The sequence below is a fragment of the Achromobacter sp. MUI-25009338 genome (genome assembly GCF_057359325.1).
On the sequence record NZ_CM170627.1, the window covers coordinates 275681 to 297195 of the forward strand.

The following is a 21515-nucleotide window of genomic DNA, read 5'->3' on the forward strand; positions in this document are numbered from 1 at the left end:
TCAGGCGGACTGCCGCGCCGCGGCGTCCTGGTGCTGTTCGAGCAGCAGGCTCAGCGTATTGAGGAACAGGTCCAGGCCGAGAATGCCCAGGCCGATGGTCGACAGCACCGTATTGCCGGCCGCGTCCTTGATGACGACCTTCTCGCTCCAGGCGTTGAGGTCGACGTTGCGCAGGCTGGACAGCGGCACCTTCTGGCCCTGCACTTCCAGCGCATCGCGCGTCATGACGATGGGCTGCGTGGTGATGTTCAGGAACTTGCCGCTCACGCGCTTGCGCCACACCTGTCCGGTGCTGATGTAGTTGAAGGTGACGGCGCCGCCGCGGGCCAGCGTCTCCAGCACGACGGGCTGGCGCTCGCGCAGGTAGAGTTCGCGAAACAGCTGCTGGAAGTCCATGTAGCCCGACAGGTGCTGGCTGATCCACTTGAAGGGTTCGCCCGCGTTGCGGCGATAGGCCAGGTTGGTGGCCATGCCGCTCATCACGGTCTGGCCGGAGCTGAACAGGTACAGGTCTTCGATTTCGGTAAACGGGGTGTACTGCCTCTGCGAGCCGACGATCTGCGCGACGCCGTTTTCATAGACCTCGTAGCTCGGCTGGCGCAGCTTCTTCTGCCACACGCTGGCGGCCAGTCCGCACACGCCGCAGAAGGCCAGGAACCCGGCGGTGCCGAAGAAAAGCGGGGGATTCTTCTGCGGGGCGATGGTGCTCAGGTAGACGACGAAGCCGGCCAATGCAAGGCACACGATGCCCAGCACCACCAGGAAATAAACAAAGAATTTTCCGTGGCGGAAAGTCTTGATCAGCTCGCCTGTCGCAGGCTGAGTGTGTTGTGTTGCCATTACTGCCATATCCTTGTTGTTAGAGAGCGGTCCGTCTTTCGGCCAGGGCGGTGCGCCCGCCGCGGACTGCGGCGATTGTAGAGGACGCGGCGCGCGTTTCACTCCAGGTCGGGATGGCGGTCGGCCAGGCGCTGGCGGCGCTGCCGCAGCGCGTCGAGCTTCTCTTCCAGCTCGGCGATCTCGGCTTCGATGTCCAGCACGCTTTGTTCGATATGCTCGTGGGCCTGCTGCAGCAGGGCGTGGGCCTCGTGCCGGCTGGCCGCATTGGGCGTGTCGCCGCGCAGCGGGCGGTTGGCGGTCTCGGGCAGGTAGAAGGACGTGACGATGCCGATCAGCGAGGCGGCCATCAGGTAATAGGCCGGCATCATCAGATTGCCGCTTTCCTCCACCAGCCATGCCGCCACCGTGGGCGTGAGGCCGGCGGCGATGATGGCCACGTTGAACGAGCTGGCCAGCGCGCTGTAGCGGATGCGCGTCGGAAACAGCGCCGGCAGCGTGGAGGCCATGACCCCGGTCATGCAGTTGAGAAACACGGCGATGAACAGCAGGCCCAGGAAAATCAGGCCGGTGTTGTCGCTGCCCACCAGCGTGAAGGCCGGCAGCGCGATCACCAGTATGCCGATGCTGCCGGCGCGCAGGAACGGCTTGCGGCCGATCTTGTCGCTGAAGAAGCCGACCACCGGCTGCACGAACAGCATGCCTATCATGACCACCACGATGATCAGCACGCCATGCTCTTCGGAATAGCCCAGGCTGCTGGACAGATAGGTGGGCATGTAGGTCAGCAGCATGTAGTAGGTGATGTTCGTCACCAGCACCACGCCGATGCAGACCAGCAGCGCCTTGCGGTACTTGGAGAAGATTTCGCGAAACGACACGGTGGGCCGTTCCTGCACGGCGTCGCGGTCCTCCTGCTCCATCTGCTCCAGCTGCTGGGTGAAGGCCGGCGTTTCCTCGGCCGCATGGCGCAGGTACAGGCCCAGCAGGCCCAGCGGGCCGGCTACGAAGAACGGCGCGCGCCAGCCCCATTCCAGGAAGGTCCGTTCGCCCAGCGTGGCCTGCAGCAGCACGACCAGGCCGGCGCCCAGCACGAAGCCGGCGATGGAGCCGAAATCGAGCCAGCTGCCCAGAAAGCCGCGGCGGCGGTCCGGCGCGTACTCGGCCACGAAGACGGCCGCGCCGGTGTACTCGCCGCCCACCGAGAAGCCCTGGGCCAGCTTGCACAGCAGCAGCAGGATGGGCGCCCACAGGCCGATGGACGCGTAGGAGGGGATCAGGCCGATGCAGAACGTGCTGATGGCCATGATGATGATGGTCAGCGACAGCACCTTCTGGCGGCCGTAGCGGTCGCCCATGACGCCGAAGAACACGCCGCCCAGCGGGCGCACCAGGAAAGGCACGGAGAAGGTTCCCAGCGCGGCGATGGTCTGGACCGCAGGCGAGGCCTCGGGAAAGAACACCTTGCCCAGCGCAAAGGCCACGAAGCCGTAGACGCCGAAGTCGAACCACTCCATGGCGTTGCCGAGGGCGGCGGCGGTGACGGCCTTTTTGAGCTTGGTGTTGTCGATGACGGTGATGTCGCCGATCTCCAGGGGCCGGACTTGCTGTGACGCTGGGGAACTCTCTGCCATGGTCAGTCTCCCGCGAAGGTGCAATACGAAAATTCTACCCCTGGCCCGCGCGGATTCGAAAAAACCTGACCATCGCTTCGCTTGGGCCGAATTGTTCGGCCGCTGGCGCCGCTCTAGACTGGATTCGTGCATACGCCTCGCAGCGGGAGGCCTCCATGAACCAGGTCGAAACCTTTGCCACCCCGGCGATGTGGGCCGGCTTCGTCGGCTTCGTGCTGGTCGTGCTGGCGCTGGACCTGTACGTGCTGGGCGGCAGGCGCGCGCATCGCGTCTCGGCGCGCGAAGCGCTATGCTGGGTGCTGGCCTGGGTGGCGCTGGCGACGCTCTTCGGCGCGCTGCTGTGGGGCTTCCTGGACGCCACGCTGGACCGCGCCACCGCGAACCGCAAGGCGCTGGAGTTCTACACCGGCTACCTGATCGAACTGTCCCTGTCCGTGGACAATATGTTCGTTTTTTCGCTGATATTCGGGTACTTCGCGGTGCCGCTCGAATTGCAGCGCCGCGTGCTGCTGTACGGGGTGCTGGGCGCCATCGTGATGCGCGTGTCCATGATCCTGGCCGGGGTCTGGCTGCTGGCGCAGTTTTCCTGGATGTTCTACCTGTTCGGCGCGCTGCTGGTGGTGACCGGCGCCAGGATGCTGGCGCACGCCGATCGCCAGCCCGACATCGCGCGCAATCCGCTGGTGCGCCTGCTGCGCTCGTCCATGCGCATCACGCCGGACTATCACGGCGAATCGTTTTTCGTACGGATAGGCGGCCTGCGCCACGCCACGCCGATGTTCGTGGTGCTGCTGATGATAGAGGCCAGCGACGCGGTCTTCGCCGTCGACAGCATTCCCGCCATCTTCGCCGTCACCACCGATCCCTTCCTGGTTTTTACGTCCAATATTTTCGCCATCATGGGCCTGCGGGCGATGTATTTCCTGCTGGCCGACATGCGGGAACGTTTCCGCTACCTCAAGCACGGCCTGGCCGCCGTGCTGATCGTGATCGGCGGCAAGATGCTGGCCGCGCCGTGGTTCCACGTGCCGGTACAGTGGTCGCTCGGGGCAGTTGGCCTTATCCTGTTGGCATCCGTGGGCGCCAGCGCGATACTGCCCGGACGGACTGCGGCAAACGCCGCGCGTTCCAAGGCCGATGCGTCCAGAACCGGAGATCCGCCATGAACACCATCATTCTCGCCACCGATGGGTCGAGCTACAGCGATGCCGCAGCGCGCTACCTGGTCGGAAGTTCCCTGCTCAACCGGGATTTCACCGTGCACGTGGTGCACTGCGCGCCCGACGTGACGGGCGACGTGCAGGCCTTCGTCGGCAAGGCCGAAATCGACGCCTGGCACCACGAGGAAAGCGGCAAGGCGATGCGGTCCGTGGTCGAGATCCTGACCGCGGGCAAGGTGGCCTTCGAATGCCACGAGCTGACCGGCCATGCGGCGGAGAAAATCATCGAATACGCGGTCAAGTCCCGCGCCGAGGCCATCGTGATGGGTTCGCATCACCGAGGCCAGCTGCTGGACGCCGTGCTGCGCTCGGTGTGCGGGCGCATCATCGCCGACGCGCCGTGCCCGGTGCTGCTGGTCTAGCGCTCGACGCCGGCCCGCGGGACGCCGGCAAGCCTGGCCGGGGTGGTATCGTCTATCCCTTTTTCGGCATTGCGCAGCGTCCCATGTCTGACTCCAGCATTCCCGCCGGCCCGCCGGCGGGCGGCCCCAGGCCTTTTTTCCGGGATTCCGGCAGCACGCGGACCCTGCATTTCACGGACAAGGAAATCCAGAGCAGCATGTCCCTGCTCAATCCCGATGCGCTCGACCTCGAGTACACCCGGATGATGATGGGTTTCGTGCTGTTCAACCCGCAGCCCGGCCGCATCCTGATGGTCGGCCTGGGCGGCGGGTCGCTGCCCAAGTTCTGCCACCGCTACCTGGCCCGCACCGAGATCGAGGTGGTCGAGATCGACCCCGACGTCATCGCCTTGCGCGACGCTTTCATGGTGCCGCCCGACGACGCCCGCCTGCGCGTGATCCAGGCCGACGCCGCCGCGCACCTGGCGGGTCTGGAGCAGCACGCCGACGTGATCTTCCTGGACGGCTTCGGCGTGGGCGGCATCCCCGCCGCCCTGTGCTCGGCGGAGTTCTACGCCGACTGCCGTCGCGCGCTGCGCGACGACGGCATCCTGGTGATCAATTTCCACGTCAATCACCCCGACCACCACGAATACCTGGACCGCGTGCGCGCGGCGTTCGGCTCGTCGATGTTCGAAGTGGTGGACGACGACATGACCAACAGCATCGTGTTCGCCTGTAAAGGCGACCTGCTGGACGACCCGGCCGCCAGTTCCCTGGCGCGGCCGCCCGCCATCCCCAAGGACGCCTGGCGCCAGCTGATGCCGACGCTGCGGGTGATCGGGGCCACGCTGGTGCTGAGGTAGCCGGCGCGCCAATCCGCCGAAATAACAGCAATATCCTATATTTCAATTGGTATCTAGTTTTACCAATTGTTTATAATTTTCGCTCGATCAAATCAAAGAGGATGCCGGCTTTGCGCGTTGTGGGCGCAGCCGCAGGAGAAAGAGCGATGTTCAAGAAGATGGTGGGAGTGGGCGCGTTGGCGGTGGTTTCCGTGCTTGTTTCGGGTTGCGCGACCGAGCGTTCGCAGGCCCTGGCGGTGCCGACCGTGGCGGCGGCGAGCAAGCCTTACCAGGGCGTGCGCAGCCCCATTTCGGTGGGCAAGTTCGACAACCGCACCAACTACCTGCGCGGCGTCTTTTCGGACGGCGTGGACCGGCTCGGCGGCCAGGCCAAGACCATCGTCATCAGCCATCTGCAGCGCAGCGGCCGCTTCCAGGTGATGGACCGCGACAACCTCTCCGAGATCGCCCAGGAGGCCGGCTTCAACAAGAAGGCCAGCCAGATCAAGGGCGCGCGCTATGTCGTCACCGGCGACGTGACGGCGTTCGGCCGCAAGGTCACGGGCGACCAGCAGCTTTTCGGCATCCTGGGCCGCAGCAAGGAGCAGGTGGCCTACGCCAAGGTCGACCTCAACGTGGTCGACGTGGCGACGTCCGAGGTCGTCTATTCCGCATCCGGCGCCGGCGAGTATGCCCTGTCGAACCGCGAGGTCATCGGTTTTGGCGGCACCGCCGGCTACGACTCCACGCTCAACGGCAAGGTCCTGGACCTCGCCATCCGCGAAGCCGTCGATCGCCTGGTCGACGGCATCGAGCAGGGCGCCTGGCAACCCGCCGGCAACTGAGGAAAGCACCATGCCGATTTCCCGAACCCGGCGCGCGCTGCGCGGCCTGGCGATCGCGGCGGGCGCCGGCCTGCTGAGCGCATGCGTGCAGCAGCCCAAGCCCATGTACAGCTGGCAGGCCTATCAGCCTTCGGTCTACGCCTATCTGCAGGACGACGGCGCGGACCATGCGGTGCAGGCCCAGGCCCTGGAACAGAACATCGAAACGGCCCGTGCGGCCAACGTGGAACTGCCCCCCGGTTTCCGGGCGCACCTGGGCATGCTGTACCTGAAGATGGGCGACGGCAACAAGGCGCTGGAACAGCTGCAGGGCGAGAAAACGGCCTTTCCGGAAGCCACGCCGTTCATGGATTTCCTGATGCGCAACGTGGGCAAGCCGGCCGCGGTTTCTTCCGCGCCCGCCACGGCGCCCACCTCGAAGAAGGAAACACAATGATCTCCAGGCTGTTTCGCATAGGCGCGCTGGCGATCGCCGCGCTGCTGGCCGGTTGCGCGGTGCCGCAGAAGAACGTGGACTATACGGCTTTCCGCGAGAGCAAGCCGGCCTCCATTCTGGTGCTGCCTCCGGTCAATTCCTCGGTGGACGTGGCCGCCAGCGCGGCCGTGCTGGCGCAGGCCACCCTGCCTCTGGCCGAGTCCGGCTACTACGTGGTGCCCGTGGGCGTCATGGACGAGACGTTCAAGCAGAACGGCTTGACCACGGCCGACGAGATCCGGGAAGTGCCCGCAGCCAAGCTGCGCGAGATCTTCGGCGCGGACGCCGCGCTTTACATGGCCGTCAAGCAATACGGCTCGAAGTATGCCGTGGTGTCCAGCACGGTGACGGTGGAGGTCGACGCCGAGCTGGTCGACCTGCGCAACGGCGCCAAGCTGTGGAGCGGTAGCAAGGTGGTCCAACAGGCCAGCGGCAGCGGCGGCGGCCTGCTCGGCATGCTGATCCAGGCGGTGGTGGACCAGATCGTCAATACGCTGTCCGACCGCAGCTATGCCGTGGCGGGCATGACCAACAACCTGCTGCTCAGCGCCGGACAGCCGGGCGGCATTCTGTACGGTCCGCGTTCGCCGCGTTACGACACGCAATAACTCCAGCTAGCACGCTTCGCGCGTCGCCTCATACACCAGCGTGGCCAGCGTCAGGTCTTCCAGCGCGCTGCCCACGGCCTTGAACACGGTGATTTCCCGGTCGTCGCGGCGGCCCGCGACCTGGCCGGCGGCAAGCTGATGCAGGTTGCCGCGGATGTCCTGGCGCGTGAGCGCGCCGGCGGCGAAGGCTTCGATCAGGTCGCCGGACTTGGTGGGGGCCTCGTCGGTGTCGACGTAGACGGCCGTGCCGTCGAAGCAGGCGGCGTCGGTTTCGCGCATTTCGGGCTTGAAGCTGCCGATCAGGTCCAGGTGCACGCCGGGGCGCAGCCAGGCGCCGCGGATCAGGGGCTGGGTCGACAGGGTGGCGCAGCTGATGATGTCGGCCTGGCGCGCGGCGCCTTCGAGGTCGGCCGTGGCCTGGGCGTCGTAGCCCTGTTCGCGCAGCTCCCGCGCCAGGCGCTCGGCGCCGGCCGGCCGGACGTTCCAGACCAGGATGCGGCGGATCGGCCGCACGGCGCGCATGGCCTGCGCGACCAGGGCGGCGATGCGCCCGGACCCGACGATCAGCAGCACGCCCGCGTCGGCGCGCGCCAGGTAGTCCGCGCCCAGCGCGGCCGCGCCCGCGGTGCGGTAAGCGGTGACGACGTCGCCGTCGACCTGGGCGATGGGCACGCCGGTGGTGGCGCTGTACAGGTTGTAGGTGGCGTGCAGGCCCGGCAGGCCCTGGTGGGTGTTTTCGGGGAAGATGTTGATGATCTTCACGCCAAAGTAGCCGCGTTCGTTCCAGGCCGGCATGATGAGCGAGGTGCCGTGGGCGTTGCCCGACTCGATGGCGTGGACGTGGCGCGGCGGCACCGTGGCGCCGTCGCGGAAGGCCTCGCGCAAGGCGGGGATGACGGCGTCGAAGGACAGGGCGCCGCGGGTCTGTTCGGTGTCGATGAAGCGCATGGAATCGGGATCGGGCTGAAGACTACGGCCAGTCTAGCAGCCCGGCCGGCCGCTACCCCTGCACTGGCGGCGTGGGCAGCGGATCGCCGGCGCCGGTGCGCTCGACGATCAGGCGGTAGTGCTGCGGGCTGCGGTGCCTGGCGAAATTGAAGACGTGTTCGCGGAACATGCGGCCCATGTCCAGGTCGATGCGCGCGACGATCACTTCGTCTTCCTCGCCGCTGGCGCGCGCCACGATCTCGCCCGAGGGCGCGACGATCATGGAGCTGCCTATCATGTGGTGGCCGTCCTCGTGGCCGCACTTGGCGGCCGCGCCTATCCACACGGCGTTCTGGTAGGCGCTGGCCTGCAGCACGATCTCGTGCGTGGTGGTGCGCAGGTGGGCCGGCTCGTTCCAATGAATGTTGAGCGAGGGCGTGTTGTAGCCCAGCACGATGAGTTCGGCGCTTTGCAGCGACATGACGCGGTAGGTCTCGGGCCAGCGGCGGTCGTTGCACAGGCACATGCCGATGTTGACGCCTTCCGTGTTCCAGACGCCGAAGCCCAGGTCGCCCACTTCGAAGAATTTCTTCTCCAGGTGCTGGAAGGGCGCTTCGGTCTTGTGGTCGGCGTGGCCGGGCAGGTGGATCTTGCGGTACTTGCCGACGATGTTCGCGCCGCGGTCCACCAGAATGGCGGTGTTGTAGCGGCGGCCCTCGGGCGTCAGTTCGGCGTAGCCCAGGTAGAAACCGACGCCGAGCTCGCGCGCCGCGTCGAACAGCGGCTGGACGTCGGCGTTGGGCATGCTTTTCTCGAAAAAGCGCGCCACGGCCTCGGCCTCGTCCATCCAGTAGCGCGGAAAGAACGTCGTCAGCGCGAGTTCGGGGAACACCACGAACTCCGCCTGGCGGGCGGCGGCCTCGCGCAGCATCTCGACCAGGCGGCGCACGACCGCCGCGCGGGTATCTGCAAGATTGACGGCGCCCATCTGGGCGACGGCCAGGCCCATTTTGCGGGCGGGGGCGGTTCGGCTCACGGTATTTGTCTCCTGGTCGGCCCGGACGGGCATGCAAAGACGCAAGCATGCATGCGGCGGCGAGAAACCGGAACCGGCGCGCCGCCCGATACCGCCCTGCGGCCTGCGGCCCCGTCGCGCCCGCAAGGCGCTGATTTCACGGGGGATTTGCCCTGCCGGACGGATGCAGCGCATAACGCCGCGACATGGCAGGCCTGCAAAGTTTTATAGGGGGCGGGGAAACGTATACTGGCCCCCTTTTCTTTTCGCAAAGGCAGAGGCCAGATGAGATCCGCTTACCGCCGGCTGCGCGCCGGCCTGGTCCTGATGGCCGCGGCGCTGGCGGCGGCGCCGGCCGGCGCGCAGGACGCGGCCGCCGGCCAGTCGCCCTTCATGCGGCATATGGACGACGCCCGCCGGCAGATCCGCGCCGCCTCGTGGGACGACGCCACCGGCTCGGCGCGCCAGGCGCTGGCGGCGGCGAGCGCGAACGGCAACCGCTACGAGATCTACGACGCCGCGGTGCTGCTGATCGATCTGTTGCAGAAGCAGGGCCGCCATGCCGAAGCCCGCCGCGTGGCCGAAACCCAGGTGGGGGATTTCGAGCGCCTGGGCGACGAGGACGGCATGGCCATCATGCTGTCGCGCGCGATCGAGGCCGGCGCGGCGGCGGCCGAGGCGGCCGAGGTCGCCCGGCTGCAGGCCCGGCTGGTCGGGCAGGCCCGGCCGTATCCGCCGCTATGGACCCTGGAATCCGGCCAGCGCCTGCGCTACGTCCCGGCCGGGCTGTCGCTGCCGCTTGCGCAGGACGGCTGGACGCTGCTCAGGTTCGAACCCGCCGATGCGCGCGAGGACTCCGCGCGGCTGGAGTTCATCCGCAGGCTGGACGGGCAGGGGCGCATGGTGGTGCAGCTGCGCATCGGCTACATGGAAGCGCTGCGCGGACAGGACGGCGCGGCGCGGCAGGCGCAGGCGCAGGAACTGCTGGGCGGACCGAGCGCGATGTCCCCGGCGGCGCTGCCGGACCTGCCCTTCGAGAATGTGGCGCAGGCCAAGGAGGTGCAGCGTTCCGAGGAGCACGGACGCGGCGTGATCGAGGCGCAATGGGCGGCGGTGCGCGGCGACTGGCGCTTGCAGGTGCTGGCCTCGTATCCGGAAACGGCTCAGGACGGAGCTGGCCGGCATCTGCAGTCGCTGCTGGGCGCCATCGCGTGGGAGGGCGAACGCCGGCTGTTCCGCGAACAGACCATGGCCGAGCAGGCCCGGGCCATCGAGGCCGCGTGGGTGATGGCGCAGGACTGGCCCGCGGCCGACGCGCTGGCGCGGGCGGCGTTGCCGGACGCGGTGTTTCCGCTGGAAATCGCGCGGCTCGATACCGTGATGGCCACCGCGGCCTACCGGCGCGGCGAGATGGACCAGGCCCGCCGCCAGTACGAGACGGCGCTGGCGGCCTGGGCATACGCGGGCAAGGCCTATCACGACGAAACCCTGTACCAGACCGCGCTGGACCACGCCGCCGACATCGCGCACCGCCAGGGCCGCAAGAACGAGGCGGCCGCGCTGAACCGCCAGTTCATCGAATGGGTGGGCGACCGCGACCAGGCCTGGCGGCCGGACGCGGCGGGTGTCGAACTCAAGAGCGCGCTAAGCGGCCAGGCCTTGCCGCTGCGCGCGGGCGACTTCCGCCTCAAGCCGATCGGTCCCAAGCGCTTCCAGTACGAGGACCTGCGCACGGGCGCGCAACTGGGGCTGTCGGTGGAGCAGCGCGCCGGCGCCGACGACCGGGCGCTGGAAGGCTCGATGCGCGCCTTCATGCGCGACAAGCTCGGGCTGGACGCGGGCGCCATGCAGGCGGCCGCCTTCACGCCGCGCGCGCGGCAAGGCGCGCAAGGGGAACTGCGCGGCAGGCAATGGATTTTCGAAGTGGCGCCGTTGCGGGATGCGGGCAGGACGCTGCGGCTGGACGGCGGGGCTGATGCGCCCGCACCGGTGCGCATGGCTTTCTGGATCGTGGACCGCGGCGACAGCCGCTCGATCCTGCGCGCGCCGCTGACGGCGGACGCGGCCGCCGACGCGCGCATCGAACAGGTGGCGCAGGCGCTGGCCTGGTGAGCGGCCGGGACGATGAAAAAAGTATAGATCCGCCGCGGGCGGTTCAGAGCCTGACGCGCTGTTTCAGGGCCGCCGCGATCATGGGGATGTCGATGTCCTTGCCCGGGTTCTTCTGGCAGAAGTCGTACAGCACCGCCACGTAGGCATTGCCCAGCAGCTTGGTGATGGCGCCTGCGGTGGTGGCGGCGATGGTGCCGCCGGCGGCGCTGCCCGCGCCCGGGATGAATTTCAGCAAGCCCGAGACGACCGAGCGTCCGACCAGGGTGGCCGCCGAGGCGCCCAGCGTGGAGGTCACCAGGGTGGTGATGGCGGCGGTATCCAGCTCCATGCCGAAGGTGATGCCGATCTTGGCGATCATGCCGACCTGGATCGGCACCAGCGCAAAGGCGTCCGAGAACGGGATGGGGGCGGCGGCGGCCGAGGCGGCCAGGCCCGCAGCCACGTTGACCTCTATCTCAGCCCGCTTTTTTTTTACTTCCAGGGCCTGTTTGTTGCGCGTGGACAGGGCGTTGGCGTAGGCCCGCTGCTGCGCCTCGGGGATGTGCTGCGCGGTGACCTCGATCAGCCGGTCCAGGCCCATGGGCGGCAGTTCGGCGTCGAGTTCGTCTATCCATTCCGCCAGCGCGCGCACCGCCACCACCTGGCTGGCGCGCGGCAGCAGCTTGCGCGCCTCGTCGACGAAGGCGCTGTTCTTGCGCGCCTTGGTCAGCACCGCCACCACGGGGATGCCGGCGTCGGCCAGCATGCCGCACAGTTCGATCTCGGCGTCTTCCACGCGGTGGCTGCTGTCCTGGATGCAGAGCCAGGCGACGTGCAGGTGCCGGTCCTGGTCGGTGGAGGCGGAGCGCTCGCGGATCAGGTCGGCGAGCTCGCGGCGCGAGCGCTCGTAGTCGCCGACCTCCAGGCCGCGGGTGTCGATGATGGTGAGCGGATGGCCCGGCCGGGTGAATTCCTGGGTGGTCTGGGTGACCGGCTTGCCCGCCCCGGTCCGGGCCAGGTCGCCGCGGAACACCGCGTTGATGAGCGTGCTCTTGCCCACGCCGGTCTTTCCGGCGACCAGGATGTTCACGCGGCCGGCGCCGCGCGTCGCCGTGCTGATGGCGTCGGCGATGGCGTCCTGCAGCTGGGGAGGATCGTTCTGGGGCATGCTCATGCGGAATCGGCGTGGGAGGGCATGGAGGCGATTCTATCCACGATTGCGCTCAGGCGGCGCCCGGAACGCCGTACAGGTGGGCGGCCTCGGGAAAGCTGCGCGAGCGGACTTCGGCGGCGTAGGCCTGCGCGGCCTGCTGGATGCGGCCGGACAGGTCGTCGTAGCGCTTCACGAAGCGCGCCGTGCGGTCGAACATGCCCAGCATGTCGTCCACCACCAGCACCTGGCCGTCGCAACGCGGCGAGGCGCCGATGCCGATGGTCGGGCAGGCCACGGCGTCGGTGATGGAGGCGGCCAGGGGCTCGACCACGCCCTCGATCACCAGCGCGAAGGCGCCGGCCTCGGCCACCGCGGCGGCGTCGGCAGCGATGCGGGCGTATTCCGCCTCGCCGCGCCCGCGCGCGCCGTAGCCGCCCAGGATGTTCACGGCCTGCGGGGTCAGGCCCACGTGGCCCATGACCGGGATGCCGCGGGCCGACAGGTAGGCGACGGTGGGCGCCATGCCCGATCCGCCTTCGAGCTTGACCGCGGCCGCGCCGGTTTCCTTCATGACGCGGGCGGCCGAGCGGAAGGCCTGCTCGGGGCTTTCCTCATAGCTGCCGAACGGCATGTCCACCACGACCAGCGCGCGCCGCGCGCCGCGCACCACGGCGGCGCCGTGGGCGATCATCATGTCCAGCGTCACCGGCACGGTGGATGGCAGCCCGTAGATGGTCTGCGCCAGGCTGTCGCCCACCAGCAGGGCGTCGCAGTGCGGGTCCAGCAATTCGGCCATGCGCGCCGTGTAGGCCGTCAGCATGACCAGCGGCTCCTGGCCCTTGCGGGCGCGGAACGCGGGAACGCTCATGCGGGGCGTGTTGGCGGTTGCCGCGGCGGCTGCCAGGGTGGCGGTCGTAGACATCGAAATTCTTCCTATCCAGAGTTGCAGTAGGTGTGTCGCAGCCGGCGACCGGGGGGCGCCGGCCTCTCCATCGTAGCGGAAGCCGGGCGATGGCAGCCGGGCGCTAATCTTTGCGGCAAAACGTAAATGATGGTGTGGGGCCGGCGCGCCCCGCAGGGCGGACGGGTCCGCCGGGGCACGCCAAAGCGTTACATCTCGCCGGTTTCTTTCGCGTTTGCGCGGCCTTGCCTGCGTAGAATTCGCCACTCGTCAAGCTACTTGCGGCATGCACGCAACATTTTTTCATGGGTAGTTCCGGGTTCATTCCCCGCCTTTTGCGCTCGCGCCCGGTCACCAAGGGCTTGCGCTATCTGTATCGCTGCACGCAGCCCCGGGCCTGCCGGCACAATGCCGCGCTATGGCCTTTCGTGGCCGTGCAGCGCGCGGCCGACGGCAGGCTGAGCGGCTGCCGGCTGCGCGGCGTGCGAGGCCCGGCCACGATACCGCTGGAGCAGGCGGCGCGCGCCATCGACGGCGATGCGCACCTGATTCTGAGCGGTCCTTCGGTGGCCGACATCGATTACGCGCGCTGCAGCCTGGGCGCGGTCATGGGCGTGAACGGCTCGATCGCGCTGCGGCAGCGGCAGCCCGGACTGCGTTTCGATTACTACGCGATGCTGGACGCGGGCTTCGTGCGGCGCCGCCGCGAACTGGTGGCGCAGGTGCTGGCGCAGGACCTGACGCTGTTCGTCACGCCCGAGGTCTACCGCTGGATCGCGCTGCTGTTCGACCCGGCGACCGTGCGCTGCCGTATCGCGCTTTTCGAGGAAGTGCACCAGCGCGCCATGCAGCCGCGGGCGCGTCCCGAAGACCTGGAGGCCGGGCTGGCCGGCGATGCCGGCCTGCTGCTGTTCGACGCCCGCCATCCGGTGCACGCGCACGGATTCAGCCTGGACCCGCCGCGCGGCCTGTTCGGCGGCGGCACCGTGGCCTACACCGGGCTGCAGCTGCTGGCGTGGCTGGGCGCGAAAACCATATACCTGCACGGACTGGACCTGACGGCGGCGGCCGGCCCGCGCTTCTATGAAAGCGCCGCCACGCAACTGGCGACCGCGCTGGACCGCCAGTTCGACGGACACATCGAGCCCGCGTTCCGGCGCGCCGCCGGCGTGCTCGGCGCGCGCGGGATCAAGGTCTACAACCTGTCGCCCGCCAGCAGGCTGGGCGCGGACATATTCGAGAAACGCCACTGGAGCTGCCTGCTGCCCCGGGCGGCGCAAACGCAACCCCTTATGGACGTGCAGCCATGAAGATTCTCTACACCAACTTCCATCAGGGCGACGGCGGCGGGCATACGACCTACGTGATGTCGCTGGCGCGCATCCTGTGCCATAAATCCCAGGTCGCCGTGGCCGCGCCGGCCAGCAGCCGCCTGCTGGCCGAGGCCGGCGCGCTGCCCGGCGTGCGCGCCATCGCGCTGGATTTCAAGGGCCGGCCGCTGGCGCTGCTCGGCGCGCTGCGCCGCCTGCGCGCGCTGCTGCGCGACGAGCGCTACGACGTGGTGCACGTCAACGGGTCGGCGGACCACCGGCTGTGCATGCTGGCGACCGTGGGCATGGGCGCGCGCCGCCCCTTCATCGTCTATACGCAGCACAACGACCGCAGCGCCAACAGCCTGGGCGCGCGCATCCGCGCCAAGTGGGGCACCAACCGCGTGATCTGCGTGTGCAGCCATACGTTTCGGCGCATGAAGCAGTCGGTGTTCCGCAACGAGGACCTGCGTGTGGTGCACAACGGCGTCGACACCGAAAAGTGCCGGCCCGCCACGCGCAACCAGGCGGCGCAGGCGCGCGACAGCCTGCTGCCCGCAAGCCTGCAGGGCAGGCTGGTGATAGGCAGCAACGCCGGCACCGCGTCCTACAAGAACTGGCTGGACATGGTGACCGCGGTTTCCATGCTGCCGGCCGCGCAGCGCGAGCAGGTGGCGATCCTGATCGCCGGCAAGCTGCCCGAAGCCGAGCAGATGCGGCGCGTCGAGGAGCTGGGCATGTCCGGGCAGGTGGTGTTCACCGGCCTGCTGGACGACGTGCGCCCGTTCCTGTCGGCGCTGGACGTGGGCTTCGTGCTGTCGTCGCGGCTGGAGACGATTTCGTTCGCCTGCCGCGAGATGATGGCCGCCGGCGTGCCGGTGATCGTCAGCGAGGTCGGCGGCCTGACCGAGAACGTCACCGACGGCCGCGACGGCTGGGTGGTGCCGCCGGCCGACGTGCCCAGCGTGGTCCAGGCCCTGTCGAGGATCCTGGCGAACCGGCAGCAGCTCGCCCGGATGGGCGAAGAGGCGCGCAGCACCGCCTTGAAGGAGTTTTCGCTGACGGCCTTCGTCGGCAAGACCGAGAGCGTCTACCGCGAAGGACGGACGCAGCAGGCCTACCGGCTGCGCCCGTCCTGAGGACCGCTACTCGCTGTACGTCTTGGTGCTGTAGAGCGCGGCCGGCAGCAGGTTCAGCACCGGCAGGCCGCTGACGGGGTCCTTGGCCTGGCGGTCGATGTAGGCCTGCAGCACGTCCGCGTCGAGCACGCCGATGTCCTGGCGGCGCTCGGCGGGCACGGCGGCCAGGGTCTTGTAGCCGTCGCCGCCGGTGGCGTTGAAACTCAGCACGAAGAGCTTGTAGCTGCGCCCGGCGTCCAGCGGCAGCCAGTTGCCGCTGGCCCGGTCCAGCACCTCGATGTTGGTCACGCGGCTGCCCTGGGCCTGGGCCGCGTTCACGTCCCAGCGCAGGCCGCCCGCGTACGGATACGGGCCGGTCGTTCCGCCCGGACCGAACACCGCCTGCATGCCGTCTTCCAGCATGCTCTTGACCTCGGCGCCGGTGACGTCCAGGCGCCACAGCATATTGCCGAACGGCACCACCTCGATCACGTTGGCCGCGGTCACGCTGCCCAGCAGCGGCACGCGCACGCCGCCGCCGCTTTGCAGCGTAATGTCGGCGCCGCCGTAATCGGCGTTGGCCACTTCCAGGTAGGCCTGCGCCACCAGCTGCTGGATGTCGCCGCCGCGCAGGCTGACGTTGCCCAGCGCGTTGCAGGCGGCGCTGGAACGGCTGTAGTCGCGCGAGCCCGGGCCGCCCGGCACGCGGCGCGAGCACAGCTCCTGCGGCACCGTGGCGACCACGCTGGCGCTGAAGGCGTCGACCTTGGCCTTGAAGGGCTGCAGCACGGCCGCGGCCTGCGCGTCCGGTTCCTGCACGCGCAGGAAGCCGCTGGCCCGCAGGTCCGCCTGGATGGCGGCCGCGTCGGCGGCGTCGGGCGTCGCGCCCGCCACCTTGAACTCGCCGCCGACCAGCACGTGCGGCGTGCCGGCGCAGGCGGTCACGTCGCCGTCGGCGTCGAAACTCACCTTCAGTTCGCCGACCACCTGCGAGTATTCCCAGGCCTGCACCAGGCACACGCGCTTGCCGTCGCGGTCCTGCAGCACGGTGGGGTAGGCGCCGGCGGGCGAGCCCACGCCGTAATCGGCCATGGCGTCGGGGCCCAGCAGGGTGTGGGAGTCGCCGCCCACCACCACGTCCACGCCGCTCAGGCGGGCGATGACCTGCCGGTCATAGGCGTAGCCGATATGGCTGAGCACCACGATCTTGTTTACGCCCTGCGCGCGCAAGGCGTCGATCTGCCGCTGCGCGGCGGCGGTCTCGTCGGAAAACAGCGTGCCGGGATCGGGGCTGGAGGATTGCTGGGTCTTGTTGGCGATGGTCAGGCCGACCAGCCCGATGGGCTGGCCGTCGCGCTGCAGCACGACCGAAGGCTGCACCATGCCGGGCGCGCGCGAGGGATTGAGCGGCGAGTCCGCGCCGAAGGTGACGTTGGCGCTCAATACCGGCGTCTGGCAGGCGCCCGCGTGCAGCAGCTCGACGAAGCGCTTCAGGCCGGCGTCGCCCTTGTCGAATTCGTGGTTGCCCAGGCTCATCGCATCGAAGCACACCGTGTTCATCAGCGCGGCGTCGGCCTCGCCCGGCTCGCCGGCGCGGTTGAAGTAGAGGGTGCCGGTGGTGGCGTCGCCGGCGTGCAGCTTGAGCACGTTGGCCGACTGCGCGGCCAGCGCGGTCATGGCGCCGGTGACGCGGGCGAAGCCGCCGGCCTCGGCGCTTACCGACACCGGCGCGCCGTCGGCCGCCTTGAGCTTGAGCGTCTTGTTCCTGCCGTCCAGCGTGGAGTGATGGTCGTTGATGTGCAGGATGGTCAGTTCCATCGGGCGGGCCGGGGCCGGCTGTTCCGGTGCGGGCTGTTCCGGCGCGGGCTGCCCGGGCGCGGAGGTGTCATCGTCGTCGCCGCCGCAGCCGGCCAGCAGCGTCAGCGCGCTCAGCATGACGGCCCCGGCGTTCCTCTTCCATGTGCTCATTCGAGTGCATCCCTCTGTCGTTGTCGGAGGGCGCATGGTCGCGGCTCAAGATGACGCCGGAATGAATGACAGGCCTGTCATGAAACGCCACGGGCCCGGCGCGATGCGCGCCGGGCCCGTGGCGCCGCCGGGTGCGGCGGAAGGACGCGGATCAGTAGTGGATCACCGTGCGGATCGACTTGCCTTCATGCATCAGGTCGAAGGCCTCGTTGATGCGCTCCAGCGGCAGCGTGTGGGTGACGAACGGGTCCAGGTCGATCTTGCCGCTCATGGCGTCTTCCACCATGCCGGGCAGCTGCGTGCGGCCCTTGACGCCGCCGAAGGCCGAGCCGCGCCAGACGCGGCCGGTCACCAGCTGGAACGGGCGGGTGCTGATCTCCTGGCCCGCGCCGGCCACGCCGATGATGATGCTCTCGCCCCAGCCCTTGTGGCAGCATTCGAGCGCGGCGCGCATGACCTGCACGTTGCCGATGCACTCGAACGAGAAGTCCACGCCGCCGTCGGTCATCTCGACGATGACGTCCTGGATCGGCTTGTCGTGGTCCTTGGGGTTGACGCAGTCGGTCGCGCCCATGGCGCTGGCCAGGATGAACTTGTTCGGGTTGGTGTCGACGGCGATGATGCGCCCGGCCTTGGCCTGCACCGCGCCCTGGATCACGGCCAGGCCGATGCCGCCCAGGCCGAACACGGCCACGGTGTCGCCTTCCTTGACCTTGGCGGTGTTGTGCACGGCGCCCAGGCCGGTGGTGACGCCGCAGCCCAGCAGGCACACCTTTTCGTGCGGGGCGGCCGGGTTGATCTTGGCCAGCGAGATCTCGTTGACCACCGTGTATTCGCTGAAGGTCGAGCAGCCCATGTAGTGGTACAGCGGCTTGCCTTCGTAGCTGAAGCGCGAGGTGCCGTCGGGCATCACGCCCTTGCCCTGGGTGGCGCGCACCTTCTGGCACAGATTGGTCTTGCCCGACAGGCAGAACTTGCACTCGCGGCATTCGGCCGTGTAGAGCGGGATGACGTGGTCGCCGGGTTTGAGCGACGTGACGCCTTCGCCCACCTCGACCACGACGCCGGCGCCTTCATGGCCCAGCACCGCCGGAAACAGGCCCTCGGGGTCGTCGCCGCTGAGCGTGAAGGCGTCGGTATGGCAGACGCCGGTGTGGGTGATCTGCACCAGCACCTCGCCGCGCTGCGGGGGCGCGACGTCGATTTCAACGATTTCCAGCGGCTTGCCGGGTCCGAATGCGACTGCTGCGCGTGATTTCATAGTTTGCTCCACGAGTGCCTGGCGGCGTTATTTCAAATACGAACGGACGAGCCGCATCAACAGGTCGATCTCCGCTTCGGGTTCGGCCTGGGCCTGGCGCGGGCCGCCCTGTGCGGACTGCAGGAAGGTTTCCCGGAGGTGGCTCTCCAGCACCTCGGCCATCAGGCCGGTGGCGGCGCCGCGCAGTGCGGCCAGCTGCTGCAGCAGCGCGCCGCATTCCGTGCCTTCGTTGACGGCGCGCTCGAGCGCCAGCGCCTGCCCCTGGATACGGCGCAGGCGGGTCACGACGCGTTTCTTTTCTTCCGGGGAATGGGGCACGGCGGGCTCCGATAAATACAGGGGGGGAGTATACGCAAGGCGCGCGCCGGCGTCCAGGCAGGCGGCATTTCATCTATACCTGTCTATACTTTATTCCCATCCGCAGAACAACCGCACAGGACGACTCTTGGCCTCCTTTCCCCCCAGCCTGCCGGCGCAGGCCGACGCCCCGCCCGCGCCGCTCTACGCCCAGGTCAAGCAGATGATCGCGCAGCAGATCCGCAGCGGCGCATGGCCGGCCCATCACCGCGTGCCGTCGGAGGCCGAGCTGGTGGACGAACTGGGCTACAGCCGCATGACCATCAACCGGGCGCTGCGCGAACTGACCGCGGAAGGCCTGCTGGTGCGCATGCAGGGCGTGGGGACTTTCGTGGCCCAGCCGAAGGCGCGCTCGGCGCTGTTCGCAGTCAACAACATCGCCGACGAGATCGCCGCTCGCAACCACCGGCACCACAGCCGGGTGCTGCGCCTGGCCGAAGAGCCGGCCGAGGGCGAGCAGGCGCTGGCGCTGGACATCCGTCCGGGACAGCCGGTGTTCCATTCCATCATCGTGCACTACGAGGACGACCTGCCGATCCAGCTGGAGGACCGCTACGTCAGCGTCAAGCTCGCGCCGGGCTACCTGCAGCAGGATTTCACGCAGAGCACGCCCTATGAGTACCTGACCCGCGTGGCGCCGCTGACCGAAGGCGAGCACATCGTCGAGGCCATCCTGGCGCGGCCGCGCGAATGCCAGCTGCTGCAGATCGAGCGCGGCGAACCCTGCCTGCTGATCCGCCGCCGCACCTGGTCGGGCGAGCGCCCCGTGACCCTGGCGCGGCTGATCCATCCGGGGTCGCGCCATCGGCTGGAAGGGAAGTTCACGACCTGAGTGTTTGGGGGCAGATGGGTTACGCGCGCTGGATATTTGAGTTCTTGCTCAAGGACGCTCGCGCTGCACCCATCCTACGGCATTCGTCATATCCCGTAGGATGGGTGCAGCGCGCCGCCATCATCACAAGAACGCGACTGTCGAACGCGCGTAACCCATCTTGCAGCGCACCACGACACCTACCCAGCTTGTATATACAATCATAGTCATCCCCACGACGCCAGGAGTTCATGCATGGACCTGCAAATCCCCCCCGGCTGCCTGACGCTTGCGGATCTGCGGCGCGTCTACCAGGAGCCGGTGCGCGTGGCGCTGCATCCCGAGGCCGGCGCGCCCATCGAGGCCAGCGTCGCCTGCGTCGAGCGCATCGTGGCGCAGGGGCGCACGGCCTACGGCATCAACACCGGTTTCGGCCTGCTGGCCAGCACCCGCATCGCGCCCCACGACCTGGAGGCCTTGCAGCGTTCGCTGGTGCTGTCGCATGCGGCCGGCGTGGGCGAGGCGCTGGACGACGCCATGGTGCGGCTCATCATGGTGCTGAAGATCAACAGCCTGGCGCGGGGCTATTCCGGCATCCGGCGCAAGGTGATCGACCATCTGATCGCGCTGGTCAACGCCGGCGTCTATCCGCATATTCCGCTCAAGGGCTCGGTGGGCGCCTCGGGCGACCTGGCGCCGCTGGCGCATATGTCGCTGCTGCTGCTGGGCGAGAGCAAGGCGCGTTGCGACGGCGCGTGGCTGCCGGCGCGCCAGGCCCTGGCCCGCGCCGGGCTGGAGCCCCTGACGCTGGCGGCCAAGGAGGGGCTGGCGCTGCTCAACGGCACGCAGGTGTCGACGGCGTACGCCTTGCGCGGCCTGTTCGAGGCCGAAGACCTGCTGGCCGCGGCGCTGGTCTGCGGCAGCCTCAGCGTGGAGGCCATGCTGGGCTCGCGCGCGCCGTTCGACGCCCGCATCCACGACGCGCGCGGCCAGCCCGGCCAGATCGACGTGGCCGCCGTCTACCGCGAGCTGCTGACCGAGGACAGCGAGGTGGGCCATTCGCACGCCAATTGCGGCAAGGTGCAGGACCCTTATTCGCTGCGCTGCCAGCCGCAGGTCATGGGCGCCTGCCTGACGCAGATACGGCAGGTGGCACAGGTGCTGGAGATCGAAGCCAACGCGGTGTCGGACAACCCGCTGGTGTTCGCGCAAGACGACGAGGTGATATCGGGCGGCAATTTTCACGCCGAGCCGGTGGCGCTGGCGGCCGACAACCTGGCGCTGGCGCTGGCCGAGATCGGCGCGCTGTCGGAGCGCCGCATTTCGCTGATGATGGACATGCACATGTCGCAGCTGCCGCCTTTTCTGGTGAGCAACGGCGGCGTCAATTCGGGCTTCATGATCGCCCAGGTGACGGCGGCCGCGCTGGCCAGCGACAACAAGGCATTGGCGCATCCGGCCAGCGTCGACAGCCTGCCCACCTCCGCCAACCAGGAGGACCATGTCTCGATGGCGCCCAACGCCGGCAAGCGCCTGTGGCCCATGGCCGAAAACGTGCGCGACATCCTGGCGATCGAATGGCTGGGCGCCTGCCAGGGCCTGGATTTCCGCGCGGGCCTGAAGACGTCGCCACGGCTGGAGCAGGCCCGCGCCTTGCTGCGCGGGCGCGTCGCCCACTACGAGCGCGACCGCTTTTTCGCGCCCGACATCGCTGCGGCCAGCGAACTCATCGCGGCGCGCGGCCTGACGGCGCTGATGCCGGCCGGGCTGCTGCCCAGCGTATGCGCGCAGGCATGAA

Annotated in this window: 20 protein-coding genes; 11 read left to right on the plus strand and 9 right to left on the minus strand. The window is 68.6% G+C overall.

Features of this window, described 5'->3' with window-relative positions; genetic code table 11:
* Both AC1IQ6_RS01280 and proP read right to left on the minus strand, forming a co-directional pair.
* Window positions 1-840, minus strand: coding sequence for a hypothetical protein (locus tag AC1IQ6_RS01280; protein ID WP_485865690.1), 840 nt, complete (start codon window positions 838-840; stop codon window positions 1-3).
* A gap of 98 nt (window positions 841-938) precedes the next feature.
* Window positions 939-2471, minus strand: coding sequence for a glycine betaine/L-proline transporter ProP (gene proP / locus AC1IQ6_RS01285; RefSeq protein WP_111826139.1), 1533 nt, complete (start codon window positions 2469-2471; stop codon window positions 939-941).
* Between the two features lie 155 nt (window positions 2472-2626).
* On the opposite strand from proP, the gene AC1IQ6_RS01290 reads away from it, so the two are divergent.
* From AC1IQ6_RS01290 to AC1IQ6_RS01315, 6 genes are all read left to right on the plus strand, one after another.
* The gene (locus AC1IQ6_RS01290; RefSeq protein ID WP_102773139.1) at window positions 2627-3637 is read left to right on the plus strand and encodes a TerC family protein; all 1011 of its coding nucleotides are present in this window, start codon (window positions 2627-2629) and stop codon (window positions 3635-3637) included.
* Window positions 3634-4053: a universal stress protein gene (locus AC1IQ6_RS01295; RefSeq protein WP_102773140.1), complete on the plus strand. Its 420-nt coding sequence runs from the start codon at window positions 3634-3636 to the stop codon at window positions 4051-4053. The genes AC1IQ6_RS01290 and AC1IQ6_RS01295 overlap by 4 nt, the downstream gene beginning before the upstream one ends.
* Window positions 4054-4136: 83 nt before the next feature.
* Complete coding sequence (locus AC1IQ6_RS01300) at window positions 4137-4898, plus strand: fused MFS/spermidine synthase (protein ID WP_479730814.1); 762 nt, start codon at window positions 4137-4139, stop codon at window positions 4896-4898.
* A gap of 146 nt (window positions 4899-5044) precedes the next feature.
* Complete coding sequence (locus AC1IQ6_RS01305; RefSeq protein ID WP_111826136.1) at window positions 5045-5722, plus strand: CsgG/HfaB family protein; 678 nt, start codon at window positions 5045-5047, stop codon at window positions 5720-5722.
* Window positions 5723-5732: 10 nt separating this feature from the next.
* Window positions 5733-6158: a DUF4810 domain-containing protein gene (locus AC1IQ6_RS01310; RefSeq protein WP_111826135.1), complete on the plus strand. Its 426-nt coding sequence runs from the start codon at window positions 5733-5735 to the stop codon at window positions 6156-6158.
* The gene (locus AC1IQ6_RS01315) at window positions 6155-6805 is read left to right on the plus strand and encodes a GNA1162 family protein (RefSeq protein WP_485865691.1); all 651 of its coding nucleotides are present in this window, start codon (window positions 6155-6157) and stop codon (window positions 6803-6805) included. Before AC1IQ6_RS01310 ends, AC1IQ6_RS01315 begins: the two co-directional genes overlap by 4 nt.
* A 6-nt stretch (window positions 6806-6811) precedes the next feature.
* Here AC1IQ6_RS01315 and lhpI read toward each other — a convergent pair whose 3' ends face one another.
* Complete coding sequence (gene lhpI, locus AC1IQ6_RS01320) at window positions 6812-7753, minus strand: bifunctional Delta(1)-pyrroline-2-carboxylate/Delta(1)-piperideine-2-carboxylate reductase (protein WP_102773142.1); 942 nt, start codon at window positions 7751-7753, stop codon at window positions 6812-6814.
* A gap of 52 nt (window positions 7754-7805) precedes the next feature.
* Window positions 7806-8741: an N-carbamoyl-D-amino-acid hydrolase gene (locus tag AC1IQ6_RS01325; protein WP_102773143.1), complete on the minus strand. Its 936-nt coding sequence runs from the start codon at window positions 8739-8741 to the stop codon at window positions 7806-7808.
* A gap of 291 nt (window positions 8742-9032) precedes the next feature.
* Between AC1IQ6_RS01325 and AC1IQ6_RS01330 the strand changes: the two genes are divergently transcribed.
* Window positions 9033-10859 (plus strand): hypothetical protein, encoded by a 1827-nt coding sequence (locus AC1IQ6_RS01330; RefSeq protein ID WP_485865692.1) that lies wholly within the window; start codon window positions 9033-9035, stop codon window positions 10857-10859.
* Between the two features lie 43 nt (window positions 10860-10902).
* Here AC1IQ6_RS01330 and AC1IQ6_RS01335 read toward each other — a convergent pair whose 3' ends face one another.
* Window positions 10903-12012: a YcjF family protein gene (locus tag AC1IQ6_RS01335; protein ID WP_209165557.1), complete on the minus strand. Its 1110-nt coding sequence runs from the start codon at window positions 12010-12012 to the stop codon at window positions 10903-10905.
* A 49-nt stretch (window positions 12013-12061) separates the two neighbouring features.
* Window positions 12062-12913 carry a 3-methyl-2-oxobutanoate hydroxymethyltransferase gene (gene panB / locus AC1IQ6_RS01340; RefSeq protein WP_102773146.1) on the minus strand — a complete coding sequence of 284 codons (852 nt, stop codon included), beginning with the start codon at window positions 12911-12913 and terminating at the stop codon, window positions 12062-12064.
* A 284-nt stretch (window positions 12914-13197) separates the two neighbouring features.
* On the opposite strand from panB, the gene AC1IQ6_RS01345 reads away from it, so the two are divergent.
* Entirely contained in the window at window positions 13198-14202 is a 1005-nt protein-coding gene (locus AC1IQ6_RS01345) for a hypothetical protein (protein WP_102773147.1), read from the plus strand.
* Window positions 14199-15341, plus strand: a complete 1143-nt coding sequence (locus tag AC1IQ6_RS01350) for a glycosyltransferase (protein WP_102773148.1) — start codon at window positions 14199-14201, stop codon at window positions 15339-15341. The genes AC1IQ6_RS01345 and AC1IQ6_RS01350 overlap by 4 nt, the downstream gene beginning before the upstream one ends.
* Before the next feature lie 6 nt (window positions 15342-15347).
* On the opposite strand, the gene AC1IQ6_RS01355 is transcribed toward AC1IQ6_RS01350, so the two are convergent.
* The 3 genes from AC1IQ6_RS01355 to AC1IQ6_RS01365 form a co-directional block, all read right to left on the minus strand.
* Window positions 15348-17288, minus strand: coding sequence for a bifunctional metallophosphatase/5'-nucleotidase (locus AC1IQ6_RS01355; protein WP_485865693.1), 1941 nt, complete (start codon window positions 17286-17288; stop codon window positions 15348-15350).
* Window positions 17289-17439: 151 nt separating this feature from the next.
* Window positions 17440-18549 (minus strand): S-(hydroxymethyl)glutathione dehydrogenase/class III alcohol dehydrogenase, encoded by a 1110-nt coding sequence (locus AC1IQ6_RS01360; protein ID WP_102773150.1) that lies wholly within the window; start codon window positions 18547-18549, stop codon window positions 17440-17442.
* A 27-nt stretch (window positions 18550-18576) separates the two neighbouring features.
* The gene (locus AC1IQ6_RS01365; protein WP_102773151.1) at window positions 18577-18867 is read right to left on the minus strand and encodes a metal/formaldehyde-sensitive transcriptional repressor; all 291 of its coding nucleotides are present in this window, start codon (window positions 18865-18867) and stop codon (window positions 18577-18579) included.
* A gap of 127 nt (window positions 18868-18994) precedes the next feature.
* Here AC1IQ6_RS01365 and hutC point away from each other — a divergent pair, with 127 nt between their 5' ends.
* Window positions 18995-19738: a histidine utilization transcriptional repressor HutC gene (gene hutC, locus AC1IQ6_RS01370; RefSeq protein ID WP_258231408.1), complete on the plus strand. Its 744-nt coding sequence runs from the start codon at window positions 18995-18997 to the stop codon at window positions 19736-19738.
* A 234-nt stretch (window positions 19739-19972) separates the two neighbouring features.
* Window positions 19973-21514, plus strand: a complete 1542-nt coding sequence (hutH, locus tag AC1IQ6_RS01375; protein WP_485865694.1) for a histidine ammonia-lyase — start codon at window positions 19973-19975, stop codon at window positions 21512-21514.
* Window position 21515: the final 1 nt, after the last annotated feature.

Coding starts and splice junctions, on each gene's coding strand:
- AC1IQ6_RS01350 (WP_102773148.1), top strand. CDS start 14,199: ATGAAGATTCTCTACACCAACTTCCATCAGGGCGACGGCGGCGGGCAT.
- AC1IQ6_RS01295 (WP_102773140.1), top strand. CDS start 3,634: ATGAACACCATCATTCTCGCCACCGATGGGTCGAGCTACAGCGATGCC.
- AC1IQ6_RS01280 (WP_485865690.1), bottom strand. CDS start 840: ATGGCAACACAACACACTCAGCCTGCGACAGGCGAGCTGATCAAGACT.
- AC1IQ6_RS01330 (WP_485865692.1), top strand. CDS start 9,033: ATGAGATCCGCTTACCGCCGGCTGCGCGCCGGCCTGGTCCTGATGGCC.
- proP (WP_111826139.1), bottom strand. CDS start 2,471: ATGGCAGAGAGTTCCCCAGCGTCACAGCAAGTCCGGCCCCTGGAGATC.
- AC1IQ6_RS01305 (WP_111826136.1), top strand. CDS start 5,045: ATGTTCAAGAAGATGGTGGGAGTGGGCGCGTTGGCGGTGGTTTCCGTG.
- AC1IQ6_RS01290 (WP_102773139.1), top strand. CDS start 2,627: ATGAACCAGGTCGAAACCTTTGCCACCCCGGCGATGTGGGCCGGCTTC.
- panB (WP_102773146.1), bottom strand. CDS start 12,913: ATGTCTACGACCGCCACCCTGGCAGCCGCCGCGGCAACCGCCAACACG.
- AC1IQ6_RS01360 (WP_102773150.1), bottom strand. CDS start 18,549: ATGAAATCACGCGCAGCAGTCGCATTCGGACCCGGCAAGCCGCTGGAA.
- AC1IQ6_RS01315 (WP_485865691.1), top strand. CDS start 6,155: ATGATCTCCAGGCTGTTTCGCATAGGCGCGCTGGCGATCGCCGCGCTG.
- hutH (WP_485865694.1), top strand. CDS start 19,973: ATGGACCTGCAAATCCCCCCCGGCTGCCTGACGCTTGCGGATCTGCGG.
- AC1IQ6_RS01355 (WP_485865693.1), bottom strand. CDS start 17,288: ATGAGCACATGGAAGAGGAACGCCGGGGCCGTCATGCTGAGCGCGCTG.
- AC1IQ6_RS01310 (WP_111826135.1), top strand. CDS start 5,733: ATGCCGATTTCCCGAACCCGGCGCGCGCTGCGCGGCCTGGCGATCGCG.
- AC1IQ6_RS01335 (WP_209165557.1), bottom strand. CDS start 12,012: ATGAGCATGCCCCAGAACGATCCTCCCCAGCTGCAGGACGCCATCGCC.
- AC1IQ6_RS01325 (WP_102773143.1), bottom strand. CDS start 8,741: ATGGGCCTGGCCGTCGCCCAGATGGGCGCCGTCAATCTTGCAGATACC.
- AC1IQ6_RS01345 (WP_102773147.1), top strand. CDS start 13,198: ATGGGTAGTTCCGGGTTCATTCCCCGCCTTTTGCGCTCGCGCCCGGTC.
- AC1IQ6_RS01300 (WP_479730814.1), top strand. CDS start 4,137: ATGTCTGACTCCAGCATTCCCGCCGGCCCGCCGGCGGGCGGCCCCAGG.
- lhpI (WP_102773142.1), bottom strand. CDS start 7,753: ATGCGCTTCATCGACACCGAACAGACCCGCGGCGCCCTGTCCTTCGAC.